This is a genomic window from Listeria marthii (genome assembly GCF_014227425.1).
GTDB lineage: Bacteria > Bacillota > Bacilli > Lactobacillales > Listeriaceae > Listeria > Listeria marthii.
On sequence record NZ_JAASWB010000009.1, the window covers coordinates 1 to 15450 of the forward strand.

Below are 15450 nucleotides of genomic sequence, written 5' to 3' on the forward strand. Positions count from 1 at the left end.
GAAGAAGGCGAGCTGTTAAAAGCCACACTAGAATCACTGAAGCAAAATAAAGATCCGATAACTGGTCAAGAAATAAGTAAGGCGCAGAGTTTTGGGATTTTAACCTCACTTGTTTTTTACTATAAAGCTGGAAGGTACAGAGGGAAAAAATTGATAATTTCTAACAGAGAACTAGAAGTGTGGAATAACAAGAATAGGTTTATAAAGATTCCAAAACTTCGATGGAAAGGTAAAAATTTTTCGGAAATAGGAGCAACTTATACTCCAGTTGAATTCATTACACAATTAGAACATCAAGGATGGATAAAAGTAATTGAGAAAGGTGGAAGTAAAAGCGGACCTGCAACGATTTTGACTAATCCTATTTCGGGCGAAAAAGTAAGGATTCATGCGTTGCCTTCAAATGAAAAACCTTATTTTCGAGTTCAAAATAAAGGTGGCAATTACTTAGATGATACGGGTCAATTTCCATCTAATGCAACAAAGCAAGAGTTACGCGATTTAACACATTTTTATTTTAACTAAATGAGGAGGGATAGTTTTGGGATTTAGTGATAGAGTAGTAAAAATTCAAGATACATTCTATGATATTGATTTAACAGATAGTATTATAGACAATCTTACTTTTGAACAGCTAACGGATTTTAAAATAACAATTGACTATTATTATACTGAGGAAGAGGAAGAACAGATTGTTTTATTATTCAAGAATTGTACAGTTGTTGATTATAGCTTAGATAACGATATGTATAAAATAAATAATTATGAGCTAAATTATAGTCAATTCACAATAACTAAAGTAATAATAGAAGAAGTAGATAAACAAATCTGTGCTAAGATATTTACGGTAAGTAATGAAAATGTATTTTTAAAAATAATTTGTCAGGATATAATCATTTAGGAAAAAGATTTTATAATAATAAAAAATATGTAGAAAACACCTTCTAAGAGTTTTTTTGTAATAGTAGAGGGTGTTTTTGTGTATCTTACCTTATTTTCTCTTAACTTGATCATTTCTTTCTCTTTTATTTACAATCTTCTGCTAAACTATAATTAAAGAACTAAAGAGAGGACGAGCTAGATGATACGCCTTAGAAAAATTTTTCTTATTTTAATCGTAATTGGATTTATATATTTGTTAATTGTAGCGGCATTTATGTTTAGTGGAACGAGGGCAAAACCGAATGAAAATACGGATACTGTGCTTATTTTAGGTGCGCGAGTGAACGGGGATCCGGCAGAACCGTCGTCAGTACTAAAGGAAAGATTGGATACTGCTGTGACTTATTTAAATGAAAATCCTACGTTGAAAGTTATTGTTAGCGGCGGGCAAGGCGAGGATGAAAGTGCCTCGGAAGCGTCGGTCATGGAAGAATATTTAGTTAATCAAGGAATTGCTAGAAGTCGGATTAATGTGGAAGATAAATCGACAAGAACGGAAGAAAATCTTAAATATAGTAAGGGGAAATTTAATTTAGCGAAAACGGTGATTGTAACGAGTGATTATCATATGTACCGTGCGTTAATGTTAGCGAAGCGCCAAGGTGTTGACGCGTCAGGGCTTCCAGCGAAATCACAATCAGCCGGCAAATATAAGAAAATGATGCGGGAAACTTTATCCATCACGTATGCATGGGTTTTTGATCGATAAGAAGGCGGGGGTTTTGGGATGAAATTAGAGCGGATTTTAGCGATATTAGTCATGATTTTGGAGCGAAAAGTGCTGGCAAGTGAGCTGGCTGAGAAATTTGAAGTAAGTACGCGAACGATTTACCGCGATATGGATACACTTTTATACGCGGGATTTCCAGTCGTTTCTTTGCCGGGCAAAAATGGCGGGTTTACGATGCTTGATACGTATAAATTAGCGACATTTACTTTTTCGGAGGCAGAAAAACAGATTTTGCTTGAAGCGTTAGAGGCGCGGTCGGAATTTATGTTGAATGATAGCCAAGAAACTTTGCGAGAAAAAATCACCTTGTTGCAAACAGAAAAACCGGCAAGTAACCATATTTTCTTTGATTCTGCGACGCAACATCGCCGCCAAATCGAAGCAGAAGTGAAACGGAAAATCGCCTACATCCAAAAAGCTTTTACAACTAATAAACAACTAGAAATTAGTTATATCGCCATGGATGGGGCAGAAACAGAGCGCGAAATTTCACCGCAGAAGCTAAATTTAATGGATGGCAGTTGGTATTTAGAAGCTTATTGCCACAAAAGAGCAGCGATGCGCCATTTTAAACTAACCCGGATAACTGCTTTGAAAGAAAACGATAAAGCGATTATGGAAATTGCAGAAACAAAGTATGGGCCTGGGGAAATGGAACGGATTATCTTAGAATTCCCGAAAAATCAGCTCGGGAAATTATTGGATTATTTTTTGTGGGAAGAAATGGAAATTGAGGAAGATTTTGTACGTGTGACTTTTCTCTATGATTTGGAGCGGCAGATAATTCCATTTTTATTGATGTTTGGAAGTGCTGTGAAAATTATAGAACCGGCATCGCTTCAAAAAGAATATAAAGCGGAAGTAGAAAAACTTTATTTTAATTTGAATTGTTGACAGATAGTTGTCAGGTTTTGTTCGCTATAATGATTTTAAAGGAGGCGGCAAATAATGATTTTAGAAGAGAATAAAGAAATTTTTGGGAAAAAGATACGTGCAAATAATGAGAATTTTAGTCCGATTGCAGAGCTTTGGGGTGAAGTGATGGTAGATAAGCCTGCTGGAGATATTTTTGCGGTGTATAGTAATTATGCAAGTGATTATAAGGGTGACTATGATTTATTGGTTGGGACAAAAGACTGGAATAAAGAGAACAGCGCGGTAATCGCAGCAGGGGAGTACTTGGTGTTTGAGGTCGATAATGCCAATCATAAAGGTGTGGAGGAAGCTTGGCAGGAGATTTGGTCGCGGGATAGTGAATTAAAGCGTGCGTATAGAACGGATTTTGAGTGGTATCATACTAATGGGAAGATAGAGGTATACATTTCGATATAAAAAATCCCCTCGCAAGGAGGAGATTTCGTTGTTATTTTAGGTTTTCAGCTGCTTTAGCGGGAACTTCTTTTTCTGGGACTTCTTCAAATGAAGTTACGCCTTTGTCTTCTTTAATGTAAAGTTTTAAATAAGCGCCTTTGCGTAAATTTTTGTCTGCAGAAAGGGTCACTTCTGTTTCTTTACCAGTTTCATCATATGCCGGAAGTGTATAGGAATAGTTGAAGCTTACTTTTTTGCCCATTTCACCGTCTTTGGTAATTTTTACATAGGAAACATCTGCTCCTAGGCGGTTGGCATTTTTAAAGTAATATGCTCCGAATCCGATTCCAGCAAGTATTAATAAGCTCATAATAATTATAACGGTTTTTTTCATGTCCATCATCCTTTGCTGAGTGTTATCTTTCATTTTATAGGGAAATGGTGTTTTAATCCCTCGTGTAAGGCGACGAAATGAGTATTTAAACTTACATATTTGTTAGAAAGGGGTCATGTTTTGATGGTTAGACCAAAGAATAAAGCGGAATTGCTTCAACAAAGTACAGAAAAATATCAACAGTTGAATGATTTAATTGACTCTATCCCAACGGAATCCCAGCAGCTCGCGTTTCCTTTTGAGGACCGGGATAAAAATATTCGTGATGTTTTAGTACATCTGCATGAATGGCATAGGATGGCGCTTGGTTGGTACCGGATTGGCATGAGCGGCGAGAAGCCATTTATGCCGGCAGAAGGTTATACGTGGAAAACGACACCGGAACTGAATTTGGTTATTTGGCAGAAGTACCAAACGACGGATTTGGCGCGTTCGCGAGAATTGCTGGATGAAACGCATAATAAAGAAATGATTTTAATTGCTGGCCATTCGGACGAGGAATTATTTACAAAGAAATATTATAAATGGACGAATACAACTTCGCTTGGAGCTATTTTTATTTCAAGCACATCGAGCCATTATGATTGGGCTATGAAAAAAATACGGAAATTTAAAAAAGCCACTGGAATCAAATGAATTCCAACGGCTTTTTTTGTAATTATTTTAAAGCGGATTCGTCTAAATAAGCAATTTCCCATAGATGGTTGTCTAAATCAAGAAAACTTCTACTATACATGAAGTCGTAGTCTTGTGTTTCGCCTGCTTGTTTGGCGCCAATTTCAAAAGCACGGTCAACGAGTTTGTCGACGGCTTGGCGGCTATCTTGGGTGATGGTGATGAGGACTTCGCGTGCTTTTGTTGTGTCAGCGATGCCTTCTTTATGGAAAGTCTGGAAGAAATCTTCTTTCAAGAGCATGGCGAAAATATTGTCTCCGATGAGCATTTGGGTAGCATTTTCGTCTGTGAATTGCGGATTAAATTCGTAGCCAAGTTCTGTGAAAAAAGCGACGGTTGCTTGTAAATCTTTTACAGGCAAATTAATAAAAATTTGTTCCGAGCGTGTTGCCATAATTTATCACCTCCAGCCAAAAATAGCATGCAGAAAACTACATGTCAATGAATAAGTTATGGTAAAGTAGGGAAGATATAAAGTAATCTAAAATTGAATATCAAAAAACCACTTGTAATCGGTTTCTTTTTGTACTATAATGTTAGAGAAAAGCATAGGATTGTTACTGCTAAGGCAGGCAAAACCTGAATTAATTCAAGTGCTATTTTGGTATCAATAGCGTTGGAATTAGTTTGGGTTTTTTTCTTTTGAAAGAGGTGAAAATGCATGATTATCAAAAAAATACTGAATAACAATGTTGTAATCGCCGAGGGTAAAAGTGGCAAGGAGTCTGTCGTGATGGGCCGTGGTCTTGCTTTTCAAAAGAAGATTGGCGATGAGGTGGAGGTAGCCAATATTGAGAAAACATTCGTAATGGAAACACATGAACTTTCAGAAAAGCTCTCTGAATTACTTAGCGAGATACCACTGAAACATTTACGTGTTGCGGATGATGTTGTCCAGTATGCGCAAGAAACGCTGGAAACAGATTTAAGTGACAATATTTATTTGACTCTCACGGACCATATTAACTTCGCAGTGTCACGGTATAATCAAGGTATTAATTTGAAAAACGCACTATTATGGGAAATAAAACGATTTTATCATGCGGAATATTTAGTTGGCATGAAGGCATTAGATTTTATCGAACAAGAAGTTGGCATTCGCTTGGATGAAGATGAGGCAGGTTTTATCGCACTTCACATTGTAAATGCTAGACAAGATGGACAACAAATGCACATGACAGTAGCAATGACCCAAATTGTTCAAGATATTTTAAGTATCGTCACTTATCACTATGGCATGGTTTTAGATGAAACTTCACTGAACTATACACGCTTTATTACACATTTACAGTATTTCGCTCAACGTTTACTTCGAAAAGAAATTGTCGATTCCGGCGATGACTTTTTATACGAACAAGTGCAAATTAAATACCCAGAAGCTTTTAAATGCACGAAAAAAATTGATGCTTATTTAATTAATACGCATCATACCGAATTAACGAGAGACGAACGTGTCTATCTTACAATTCATATTTATCGCGTCACAGAACGTAATACGATAATTAAAAAGGAAGACTAAATTTTTTTGGACTTATATGTAATGGATTACAGAAAAGTACTGCCTAGAGCGGTGCTTTTTTTATTGTAATTTTTTCTCAACTAAAATGACGGAAAATAGCACGGCGAAAATACTTGTAGTTAATAAAACAGAGCTGCGTACAAAGGCGTGCATTGGGATAAAAGCTAACACGAGCGATAGAACTAGAAGTAAAATACCAATAATTATCCAGAATTTCCCGAGCAATTGATGTGCTTTTTGCCAAGAAGTTTCATTTTTTAAAGAAGCTTTCGTTCGGTAACTAAAGCGACTTTCTTTATTTTTAGGCGGATTGACCCGGTAGATAATACCAAGAATAATGAGCAAAAGTGGAAAAATTAAATCAAACATAACGAACCTCCTTTTAGGTACCATCGTAGTATAACAAATTATTGTGAAAAATTGAACGGTTTGGCCCTTTGGTTTAAGGGTATTGGTGAGTGAAGATGATCAGCTATTTAAAAGGAGGAAGAAAGATGCTTTATAGTGAAAACGACAAGCGAAAACATGAAAGTTATCGAATCCCGCTCTTTGGATCTGAGGAAGAAAGTACTAGTATTCCGAAATATGTATTGAAAAAGGAACCAATGGAACCGCGAATTGCTTATCAACTTGTGAAAGATCAGCTGATGGATGAAGGAAATGCGCGGCAGAACTTGGCGACTTTTTGCCAGACGTATATGGAAAAAGAAGCAGAAATACTGATGTCGGAAACACTTGCGAAAAATGCGATTGATAAATCCGAGTATCCGCAAACGGCAGAACTGGAAAATCGCTGTGTCAATATTTTAGCGGATTTATGGAATGCGCCAAAAGATATGTCTTATCTAGGAACTTCCACAGTGGGTTCATCGGAAGCGTGTATGCTTGGCGGTTTGGCGATGAAGTTTCGCTGGCGTAATAATGCGGAAAAACGCGGATTAGATATTCAGGCAAAACGGCCTAACTTAATTATTTCCTCGGGCTACCAAGTGTGCTGGGAAAAGTTTTGCGTATACTGGGATGTAGATATGCGTGTTGTACCAATGGATAAAGAGCATCTTAGCATCGATGTGGACAAGGTGTTTGATTTTGTTGACGAGTACACAATTGGGATAGTTGGGATTTTAGGCATTACTTATACTGGCAAATTTGACGATATTGCTTTGTTAGACGAAAAAGTAGAAATTTATAATGAAACAAATGAGCATCAGTTAGTTATTCATATTGACGGAGCGAGTGGCGCGATGTTTACGCCATTTGTAAATCCAGAACTACCTTGGGATTTCCGACTTAAAAATGTAGTTTCGATAAACACTTCGGGTCATAAATATGGTTTAGTCTATCCCGGTGTTGGCTGGATTTTATGGAAAGATAAGGAATATTTACCAAAAGAGCTTATTTTCGAAGTGAGTTATTTAGGTGGTTCGATGCCGACGATGGCAATTAACTTTTCCCGTAGTGCGAGCCAAATTATCGGTCAATATTATAATTTCTTGCGTTATGGCTTTGAAGGCTACCGAGAAATTCACGAAAAAACAAAGAAAACGGCGCTTTACCTCACAAAAACAGTAGAAAAAAGTGGCTATTTTGAAATTATAAATGATGGCGCTAATTTGCCGATTGTTTGTTATAAGATGAAGGACGACCTTGATGTGGAGTGGACTTTGTACGATCTTGCTGACCAGCTTTTGATGAAAGGATGGCAAGTTCCGGCGTATCCACTACCGGCTGATTTAAGTGATACCATTATTCAACGTTTTGTTTGTCGGGCGGATTTGGGGCATAATGTAGCGGAAGAATTTGCCGCTGATTTCAGAGATGCGCTTCATAATTTAGAGCATGCCAGAGTGCTTTATCATGACAAAGGACGCAATGATTCTTACGGATTTACGCATTAAAAAAGAAGACTTGGATGCGTGTCCAAGTCTTCTTTCTATTAAAGTGGGAGCCAATCAATAATTTCTTTGATGCTCTTATCCCAAAATTCCCAATCATGGTCGCCGGGGCCTTCGCGGTATTCTAGCGGCGCATTTCTCTCAAGGGCGAAATCGCGGAAACGAATATTATCTTCATAAAGGAAATCCTCTGTGCCGCAATTTTGGAAAAGGGCTGGTAATTCGATTTGGTTGTTTAGGTTGGTTTCTAATAAATGAAAGAGATCGTTTTCCGTACCAGTTTGGCTGGTCATTTCGCCGGTGATGGCGCGCGTGCTGAAATTTTCGAAGCAGTCTTCTTTAATGATATAATTAATATCCATGACCCCGGACATACTTGCCGCGGCTTGGAAATTTTCTGGGAAAGTAAGTGCAACTTTGAACGCACCGTACCCTCCCATTGAATGCCCAGCGATGAAAGTGTCTTCCCGTTTATCGGAAATGGGTAGCCAGTTTTTCATTACATGTGGAAGCTCTGTGCTAACAAACTCAAAAAAGTCGCGGCCGTGAACCATGTTAGAATAGAAACTATGGTCTGCTGCGGGCATGATGACAGCGAGTCCTTTTTCCGTAGCATAGCGCTCGATATTTGTATTACGTACATAAGTTGTGTGGTTATTAGATAAGCCGTGAAGAATATATAATGTTTTATATTTAGAAATCGAGCCATGGTAAAGTGTTTCTGTTTCGGGCAAAATCACCGTTACACTTGTTTGCATAGCTAAACATTCTGATTTGAAATTTAGTTCTAAAATAGCCAATGTAGGAGCCTCCTGACGTGTCTTTTTTTCTAGTATACATGATTTTTAAGCGAAATAAAATAAATATAACTTATCTTATGAGTTAACTCGGAATTAAACGCAAAATAAAGAACCTGCGCGAACAGGTCCTCGTTATTTTTTAATACTTGGTTTCTTTTTATCAACGATGTTTAAAATTTCTTCGAGCTTGCGATTCTTTTCGAGAATGGCTGCTTCTTTGAATTGTTCTGTTGTGACTGGGGGCATAGTTTCTTTGCAATTTTCATGCGATAGATTAGGAAAAAGATTGTCGGTCATTTTTCATCGCCTCCTTAAGTTAATTATAAAGTATCGGCTGGAAAATATCGACTATTTGGACATAGATGAAAATAATTCTCAATTAGGGGTTCGTCTTTTTGAATATCGTGTTATAATTTAGTAAAATGAAAAGGACAGTATTGTGGAGGGGAATTATGAAGAAAATTACTATATTGACGTTAAGTATAACAGCCGCACTACTCCTTGCTTCGTGTGGAAATGATACTGCAACGGATACAAATAATGAAACGACCAAAAACGAAACAAAAGCGAAAGCGGCTCTATCGATAACAGATATGACTGGTCGCGATGTTTCTTTTGATAAAAAACCAGAACGAATTATTGCGCTGACGAATGCCGATATGAATATTATCTATGCATTAGGTGGAACGGTGGTTGGTCGCCAAACGACGGACGCAAGCGGTGTTCCTGATGGTGCGAAAAAGGCTACAGAAGTGGGCAATACCCATGATTTAAACTTAGAAAAAATTGCCGCTCTTGGTGCAGATGCGATTGTAGCAAGTTCCGAGCAAAATTTAAAAGATGTTCCCGCGATGGAAGGCGTCGGCCCGAAAGTCGTATTAACTGGAGCAAACTCAATTGACGAAATTAAAAAACAAACAGCCGTACTTGGCGAACTTTTAGGCAAAGAAACGAAAGCCAAAGAGTTAGAAGCGAGTATTGATCAAAAGGTAGCAGAAGTGAAGCAAAAGCAACAAGGTAAAAAAGTACGCGCGCTTCTTGTTCTTGGAGCTCCCGGAAGTAATTACGCCGCACTTCCATCTTCGTTAAGCGGAAATGTGTTAGAAATTGCTGGTGGAGAAAACGTCGCGAAAGATTTTAAAGGCGTGGAAAACTTTCCGCAATATGCTTCTATAAATGTGGAAAAAATTGTTGCAGCTGACCCAGAAGTGATTTTCTTAATGATTCACGGCGGGGACGAAAAAGAAACAGAAGCCGCATTTAAGAAAGAAATGAAACAAAACCAAGCTTGGAACTCAACAAGCGCCGTTAAAAATGATCATATTGTCGTACTTCCGGCCGAACTTTTCGGAACAAATCCTGGTATAAAAATTGATCAAGCATTGGATTATATGACAGATGAAATAAATAAGGTGGATAACTAATGACAACTGTGAAGGCGCACGATCCGCGGCGAAAACGTAGACGGATAACTTTTATTGTAGTAATTGTTTTACTTATTTTAGCTTTTTTCTACGGACTGACAACTGGGTCCGTGAAAGTTACATATAGTGACGCTTGGCAAACTTTGACTGGTGGCGGAAGTGATTTAGCTAATCAATTGATTTGGAATTTGCGTTTGCCTCGGTTATTAATTGCTTTCTTAGTAGGGGCGGCGCTGGCGATTGCTGGTTGCTTGCTGCAAGGTGTCATGCGAAATCCGTTAGCTGACCCGGGTGTAATTGGGGTTTCAGCGGGCGGTGGATTTGTAGCGATTTTGATGACGCTAGCATTTCCAGCATTAGCTTCTTTTGTTCCAATTGGGGCGTTTTTAGGAGCATTTGGTACGGCGATTTTGATTTATTTACTAGCGTGGGATCGCGGTGTTTCGCCGTTACGTGTCATTTTGTCCGGTGTGGCGATTAATGCCTTTATTGGGGCGATGACGTCTGGCGTAATGGTGCTTTATAGTAATCGGGTCCAAAGTGTTATTTCATGGATGACGGGGACGCTTTCTGGAAAAAGTTGGTATCATTTGGATATGATTTGGCCGTATATGTTGGTTGGATTTGTTTTAAGTGGTTTTGCGATTCGTTCTTCTAATGTGTTGTTACTTGGGGACGATGCAGCGAAATTGCTTGGCTTTTCTGTAGAACGACATCGCTTTTTCATTATTATGTTAGCGGCTTTTCTAAGTGGGGTTGCGGTCAGCGTAGCCGGGTTGATTGGCTTTGTTGGACTAGTAGTGCCGCATATTTTCCGTCTGATTATCGGTAATGACTACAAGTATTTACTGCCACTATCGGCACTCGGCGGGGCGTTGTTAGTTGGTTTTGCTGACACAGCGGCGAGAAGTTGGTTTGGTTCGATTGAGCTGCCAGTGGGAATCTTGCTAGCGATGATTGGCGCACCATTCTTCTTATTCTTACTTCAAAGAGGGAGGGTTGCTTCATGAAACCAGCATTAGAACTGAAAAATGTCTCTTTCGCACGTAAACGAGATTTTGAAATGAAAGATGTAAGTGCTCGCATTCCAGAAGGTAAAATAACCACACTTATCGGTCCAAATGGCTCGGGGAAATCGACTATGCTTCGTTTAATGATGCACCTTTTGAAACCAGATAGTGGAGAAGTTTTACTGGATGAAAAAAATATTACTGAGATACCTTCCAAAGACTTAGCGAAGAAAATGACGATGCTATCACAGGCGCCAGAAGGTTTAGTCGATGTGATGGTGCATGATTTGGTTGCTTACGGTCGCTTGCCACACCGGAGTTGGTTGTCCACTTTGCAAGAAGAGGATGAGGCTGTAATTCAGTGGGCAATTAAGGTGTGTAATTTAGAAGAGCTGGCTTATCGACCGCTACATTCATTGTCAGGCGGGGAACGTCAACGCGCTTGGCTAGCAATGGCGCTCGCACAAAAAACACCAATTTTGCTACTAGATGAACCAACTACTTACTTGGATATTGCGCACCAACTGGAATTGTTAGACTTACTCGTGCATTTAAATAAAGAATATAATTTAACTATCGTGCTCGTTTTACATGATTTAAATCAAGCGGCGATTTACAGTGATTATGTTTTTGTGTGTGAAAATGGACAATTAGTCAAAAATGGGAGGCCTAGAGAGGTTTTCACTACCGAACTGCTTCGTGATGTTTTCCATATTACTGCGGATATTACCGAAAAAGACGGTAAACAGCATATTCATCCGCTTGCTTCGACCCGATTTGAATATTAAAGAAAACAGAAAGAAGATTAGAATTTGGTGAAAAAGCTTCCTATCCAAGGTAAACTTTATTATAATAGATGAAGGCTGTTGCTCTTTTTAAGAATAGCAGCCTCTTTACATTTAAATTTAAACATAAAAGGGCGGAAAACAATGGCTAGAAATAGAAAAAAGGCGGTTCGAGTAGATTATTCGATTATATTTTTAATGATGTTGCTTTGTGTCATTGGTCTTGTAGCGATTTATGTTGCGGGGTTAGTAAACGACCAATATACAAATAATTTCTTATTGCAACAGTCTATTTGGATTGTTATTTCTACTGGAGTAGTTGTTGTTATTGTACTTTTTTTCGACTATGATAAGCTGCAATGGGCGGCGTACTATCTTTATGGAATTGGTAACTTACTGCTTGTACTTGTACTAATTGTTGGTGACGAGCGAAAAGGTTCTAAGAGTTGGATCAGTATCGGATCGCTTGGAAGTCTGCAACCATCAGAATTAATGAAAAGTTTTTTGATTTTAGCACTTGCAAAAGTAATTTGGGACCATAATAAAAAATATAAATTACATACCGTAAGTTTAGATATGCAATTACTTTTAAAAATAGGTATTGTTTCTATTCTTCCGCTTGGTCTTGTAGCACTTCAACCGGACCTTGGAACAATTTTAGTTTTTATTGCGATTATTGTTGGTATGGTATTTATCAGTGGTGTGACTTGGAAAATATTATTACCAGTTTTTAGTTCTATTGCTGTTATTGGCGGAACTTTAATCTATTTAGTTATGTACAACCCTGGATTCTTACAAAAATTAGGCTTCAAACCGTACCAATTTAAACGTATCACTTCTTGGTTAAGGCCGGAAGAGGATCCGCTTGGTGATGGGATGCAGCTGCTGCGTTCGATGCAAGCGATTGGTTCGGGGCAACTGCAAGGGAATGGGATTGGTAATCAGGCGATTGCGATTCCGGAAAACCATAATGACTTTATTTTCTCCATTGTTGGTGGGAATTTCGGTTTCATTGGTGGCTGTGTACTTATTATGTTATACTTTTTACTGATTTACCAAATAATTCGAGTGGCTTTAGATATAAATATTCCTTTTTACTCGTATATTTGTACGGGTGTTAGCTCGATGATTTTATTTCACGTTTTAGAAAATATCGGGATGACGATTGGTCTTCTTCCAATCACCGGTATTCCACTACTTTTTGTCAGTTATGGGGGAAGCTCACTTCTTGGCGCGTTTATGGCACTTGGGCTCGTGTTATCGGCGAGATATAATGCTCCAGAAGTTAACTTAGGGAAAGTAAATCGTTTTATGTGATTTTCTTTTTTAAACTGTTTGGGAGAAAGAGTTAGTTTTGTTTATCAAACCAACCAGTAAGGAGTAATTAAATAATGAATCAACAAAATAAACTAGCTGGACGCATTGATTACGGGATTGTTTTATCGATGATGTTACTTATGATAATCAGTTTGGTGTCCATTTATAGTGCGCAATTAACAAATAATCAATACGACGCAAACTTTGTTGTTAAGCAAGGTATGTGGTTCGTGGTTTCGACCTTTGCGATTATTGTCGTGATGCAACTAGATTATGACCGGCTTACGAAATGGGCTTATTACTTTTATGGACTAGGTCTATTTTTACTTGTATTTGTGTTGCTTTTTGGGAAGGAAGTAAAAGGTGCGAAAAGCTGGATTGTTATTCCGTTTTTAGGGAACATTCAGCCATCTGAGGTTGTAAAAGTTATCTTGATTGTCGTTTTAGCGAAAGTTATTTGGGATCATAACCGGACGTATAAGGTTCATAATTTTAAATTGGATGCTTGGTTACTAACAAAAATCGGCGTGTTTACACTGGTTCCACTTATTCTTATTATGTTGCAACCCGATTTAGGGACGGCGCTCGTGTTTATTGCAATTATGTCGGGAATGATACTTATTTCTGGGATTACTTGGAAAATTATCGTGCCGCTGTTTGGTTCGATTGCGGCGATTGGGACGGCGCTGATTTGGATGGTTATTTATCATCAAAATTGGCTGACGAGTCTTGGTTTCAAACCGTATCAATTTGAGCGGATTACGACGTGGATCAATCCGGAAAATGACCCTCAAGGCGGGGGCTATCAGGTGCTGCGAGCGATGACGGCAATTGGTTCCGGACAGATTTCTGGAAACGGTGCGGGATATGACGCAATCGCTATCCCGGAAAACCACAATGACTTTATTTTCACGATTGTAGCCGGCGATTATGGCTTTATTGGCGCTAGTATTTTACTGGCAATTTATTTCTTGCTCATTTACCAAATTATTCGTGTCGCACTCGATGTCGCTGTACCATTTTATTCTTATATTTGTACGGGTGTTGTTATGATGCTGATGTTTCACGTACTGGAAAATGTTGGGATGAATATTGGCTTGCTTCCGATTACTGGTATTCCACTTCCATTTATTAGTTACGGTGGTAGTGCCCTGCTCGGGAATATGATGGCAGTCGGGCTCGTGCTCGGGATAAGGTTTAACTTTAAGAAATCAATGTTCGAAGTGAAACAAGAAAATCAAGTATCATAGAAGTAAAAATACAGAAGTCGAAAATGGCTTTTGTATTTTTTGAAAGTCAAATGAATGCGCTTCCAAGTCATCTGGTTTTTTCTAAGTGTTGCTATTTGTACTTTCCGAAAAAATGCACTATGATAGTAATAGAATGCAATCGGAGGGAGAGACAAAATGATTAATTTTTATTGGTATCCAAAATGTAGCACCTGCAAGAAAGCAAAAGCATGGCTTGAGAATGAACATGTTGATTTTAAAGAAGTAGACATTAAAACAGAAACCCCGACTGCCAAGGAATTACAACAATGGCATGAAGCTAGCGGCCTTCCAATCCGTCGTTTCTTTAATACAAGTGGGATTAAATATCGTGAACTTGGCTTGAAAGATAAACTCGATACACTTTCGCCGGAAGAAGCTTATGAATTGCTTGCTTCAGATGGTATGCTAATCAAACGACCACTAACAACGAATGGCAAAGAAGTGACGCTTGGTTTTAAAGAAGAAGATTTTGAAGCAACTTGGAAATAGTCAATATAGATAATCGCACGAAAAAGGAGGAGTTTTGAGAATGAGTTTACCAAAAGACTTATTGTACACAGAAGAACATGAATGGGTGAAAGCGGACGATGGTAGTTATGTTATTGGGATTACTGACTTTGCTCAAGATCAATTAGGGGATATCGTGTTTGTTGAATTGCCAGAAGTTGGCGATACTGTAGCAAAAGGCGACTCGATTGGGAGCATTGAATCTGTAAAAACAGTATCTGATTTTTACGCACCAGTAACTGGTAAAGTAGTTGCTGTTAATGAAACGTTAGAAGATGAGCCAGAATTAATTAATAGCAATCCATACGACACAGGCTGGATTTTAAAACTTGAGGAAGTAGAAGAAGCTGACGTAACGGCTCTTTTATCAAGTGATGATTACGAAAAAGTATTAGATTAATTTTTAGGAGGCCGGCTTGGGATAACCGAAGCTGGCCTTTTTTGATAGGAGGCGTTCTTTCTGGAAATTTGGGAAAAAGAAACTTTGAGAACAGCGCAAAAAAATGGCGCGGACTTTGTCGTTTTCTTTTTTACGCCGATGTGTGGCAGCTGCCAGATAGCAAGTCGGTTGGTGGACGTAGTTTTGGAGGCAGATGGGATAAATTATGAAGTCGCAAAAGTTGATTTAAATTACGTGCCTGATATTGCGCAAACCCTTGAAATCACTTCTGTCCCGGCGCTGGTCAAATTCAAGAACGGTCAGCCAGCAGATTTGAGCTATCAATTGCACGATGCAACTGCTATTTTTGAATTCCTGTATAGCAAGTAATACAGGAATTTTTTCTGTGTTAAAATTTGCCCTTACGCAAAAAAGTTTCGCAACCGATATAGACCTGTATTTAGCTAAAAACATTGCTATAGACACAATTC

The 15450-nt window shown here is 38.4% G+C and carries 20 protein-coding genes and 1 pseudogene; 16 read left to right on the top strand and 5 right to left on the bottom strand.

Translation table 11 applies throughout. The features are described from left to right. The 5 genes and pseudogenes from HCJ55_RS13410 to HCJ55_RS13430 form a co-directional block, all read left to right on the top strand. Positions 1–525 (top strand): annotated as a pseudogene (locus HCJ55_RS13410) (hypothetical protein); the annotation flags it as partial. Positions 526–541: 16 nt separating this feature from the next. Further along, positions 542–901 carry a hypothetical protein gene (locus HCJ55_RS13415; RefSeq protein WP_185518606.1) on the top strand — a complete coding sequence of 120 codons (360 nt, stop codon included), beginning with the start codon at positions 542–544 and terminating at the stop codon, positions 899–901. A gap of 180 nt (positions 902–1081) precedes the next feature. Then, on the top strand, positions 1082–1651 hold the full coding sequence (locus HCJ55_RS13420) for a YdcF family protein (RefSeq protein ID WP_185518608.1): 570 nt from the start codon (positions 1082–1084) through the stop codon (positions 1649–1651). An 18-nt stretch (positions 1652–1669) separates the two neighbouring features. After that, complete coding sequence (locus HCJ55_RS13425; RefSeq protein WP_185518610.1) at positions 1670–2566, top strand: helix-turn-helix transcriptional regulator; 897 nt, start codon at positions 1670–1672, stop codon at positions 2564–2566. Between the two features lie 54 nt (positions 2567–2620). Then, complete coding sequence (locus tag HCJ55_RS13430) at positions 2621–3004, top strand: GyrI-like domain-containing protein (protein ID WP_185503293.1); 384 nt, start codon at positions 2621–2623, stop codon at positions 3002–3004. 31 nt (positions 3005–3035) lie between these two features. Here HCJ55_RS13430 and HCJ55_RS13435 read toward each other — a convergent pair whose 3' ends face one another. Beyond that, on the bottom strand, positions 3036–3377 hold the full coding sequence (locus tag HCJ55_RS13435; RefSeq protein WP_185503294.1) for a YxeA family protein: 342 nt from the start codon (positions 3375–3377) through the stop codon (positions 3036–3038). 123 nt (positions 3378–3500) lie between these two features. Here HCJ55_RS13435 and HCJ55_RS13440 point away from each other — a divergent pair, with 123 nt between their 5' ends. Next, positions 3501–4013, top strand: coding sequence for a ClbS/DfsB family four-helix bundle protein (locus HCJ55_RS13440; RefSeq protein WP_185518612.1), 513 nt, complete (start codon positions 3501–3503; stop codon positions 4011–4013). A 22-nt stretch (positions 4014–4035) separates the two neighbouring features. Here HCJ55_RS13440 and HCJ55_RS13445 read toward each other — a convergent pair whose 3' ends face one another. Further along, on the bottom strand, positions 4036–4446 hold the full coding sequence (locus tag HCJ55_RS13445; RefSeq protein ID WP_003723339.1) for a VOC family protein: 411 nt from the start codon (positions 4444–4446) through the stop codon (positions 4036–4038). 267 nt (positions 4447–4713) lie between these two features. Here HCJ55_RS13445 and licT point away from each other — a divergent pair, with 267 nt between their 5' ends. Next, a complete protein-coding gene (gene licT, locus HCJ55_RS13450; protein ID WP_008948682.1) occupies positions 4714–5571 on the top strand; it encodes a BglG family transcription antiterminator LicT in 858 nt (285 codons plus the stop codon). A gap of 60 nt (positions 5572–5631) precedes the next feature. Here licT and HCJ55_RS13455 read toward each other — a convergent pair whose 3' ends face one another. Further along, positions 5632–5940 carry an SdpI family protein gene (locus HCJ55_RS13455; protein ID WP_185518614.1) on the bottom strand — a complete coding sequence of 103 codons (309 nt, stop codon included), beginning with the start codon at positions 5938–5940 and terminating at the stop codon, positions 5632–5634. Positions 5941–6065: 125 nt separating this feature from the next. On the opposite strand from HCJ55_RS13455, the gene gad reads away from it, so the two are divergent. Next, a complete protein-coding gene (gene gad / locus HCJ55_RS13460; RefSeq protein WP_185503298.1) occupies positions 6066–7469 on the top strand; it encodes a glutamate decarboxylase in 1404 nt (467 codons plus the stop codon). A gap of 38 nt (positions 7470–7507) precedes the next feature. Here the strand turns inward: gad and HCJ55_RS13465 are convergent, their stop codons facing one another. Continuing rightward, a complete protein-coding gene (locus HCJ55_RS13465) occupies positions 7508–8266 on the bottom strand; it encodes an alpha/beta hydrolase (RefSeq protein WP_008948679.1) in 759 nt (252 codons plus the stop codon). Between the two features lie 132 nt (positions 8267–8398). After that, positions 8399–8563: a hypothetical protein gene (locus HCJ55_RS13470; RefSeq protein WP_008948678.1), complete on the bottom strand. Its 165-nt coding sequence runs from the start codon at positions 8561–8563 to the stop codon at positions 8399–8401. Between the two features lie 155 nt (positions 8564–8718). On the opposite strand from HCJ55_RS13470, the gene HCJ55_RS13475 reads away from it, so the two are divergent. From HCJ55_RS13475 to HCJ55_RS13510, 8 genes are all read left to right on the top strand, one after another. Continuing rightward, positions 8719–9690 carry an ABC transporter substrate-binding protein gene (locus HCJ55_RS13475; RefSeq protein WP_185518616.1) on the top strand — a complete coding sequence of 324 codons (972 nt, stop codon included), beginning with the start codon at positions 8719–8721 and terminating at the stop codon, positions 9688–9690. After that, positions 9690–10700, top strand: coding sequence for a FecCD family ABC transporter permease (locus HCJ55_RS13480; protein WP_003732470.1), 1011 nt, complete (start codon positions 9690–9692; stop codon positions 10698–10700). Before HCJ55_RS13475 ends, HCJ55_RS13480 begins: the two co-directional genes overlap by 1 nt. Continuing rightward, a complete protein-coding gene (locus HCJ55_RS13485) occupies positions 10697–11488 on the top strand; it encodes an ABC transporter ATP-binding protein (protein ID WP_185518618.1) in 792 nt (263 codons plus the stop codon). The genes HCJ55_RS13480 and HCJ55_RS13485 overlap by 4 nt, the downstream gene beginning before the upstream one ends. 141 nt (positions 11489–11629) lie before the next feature. Next, positions 11630–12802, top strand: a complete 1173-nt coding sequence (gene rodA / locus HCJ55_RS13490) for a rod shape-determining protein RodA (protein ID WP_185504658.1) — start codon at positions 11630–11632, stop codon at positions 12800–12802. A gap of 74 nt (positions 12803–12876) precedes the next feature. Further along, positions 12877–14052, top strand: coding sequence for a rod shape-determining protein RodA (rodA, locus tag HCJ55_RS13495; RefSeq protein WP_185503303.1), 1176 nt, complete (start codon positions 12877–12879; stop codon positions 14050–14052). 156 nt (positions 14053–14208) lie between these two features. Further along, positions 14209–14562, top strand: a complete 354-nt coding sequence (locus HCJ55_RS13500; protein ID WP_008948673.1) for an arsenate reductase family protein — start codon at positions 14209–14211, stop codon at positions 14560–14562. A 40-nt stretch (positions 14563–14602) separates the two neighbouring features. Further along, the gene (gene gcvH / locus HCJ55_RS13505; RefSeq protein WP_185503304.1) at positions 14603–14980 is read left to right on the top strand and encodes a glycine cleavage system protein GcvH; all 378 of its coding nucleotides are present in this window, start codon (positions 14603–14605) and stop codon (positions 14978–14980) included. Between the two features lie 84 nt (positions 14981–15064). After that, entirely contained in the window at positions 15065–15349 is a 285-nt protein-coding gene (locus HCJ55_RS13510; RefSeq protein ID WP_185503305.1) for a thioredoxin family protein, read from the top strand. Positions 15350–15450 lie beyond the last annotated feature (101 nt).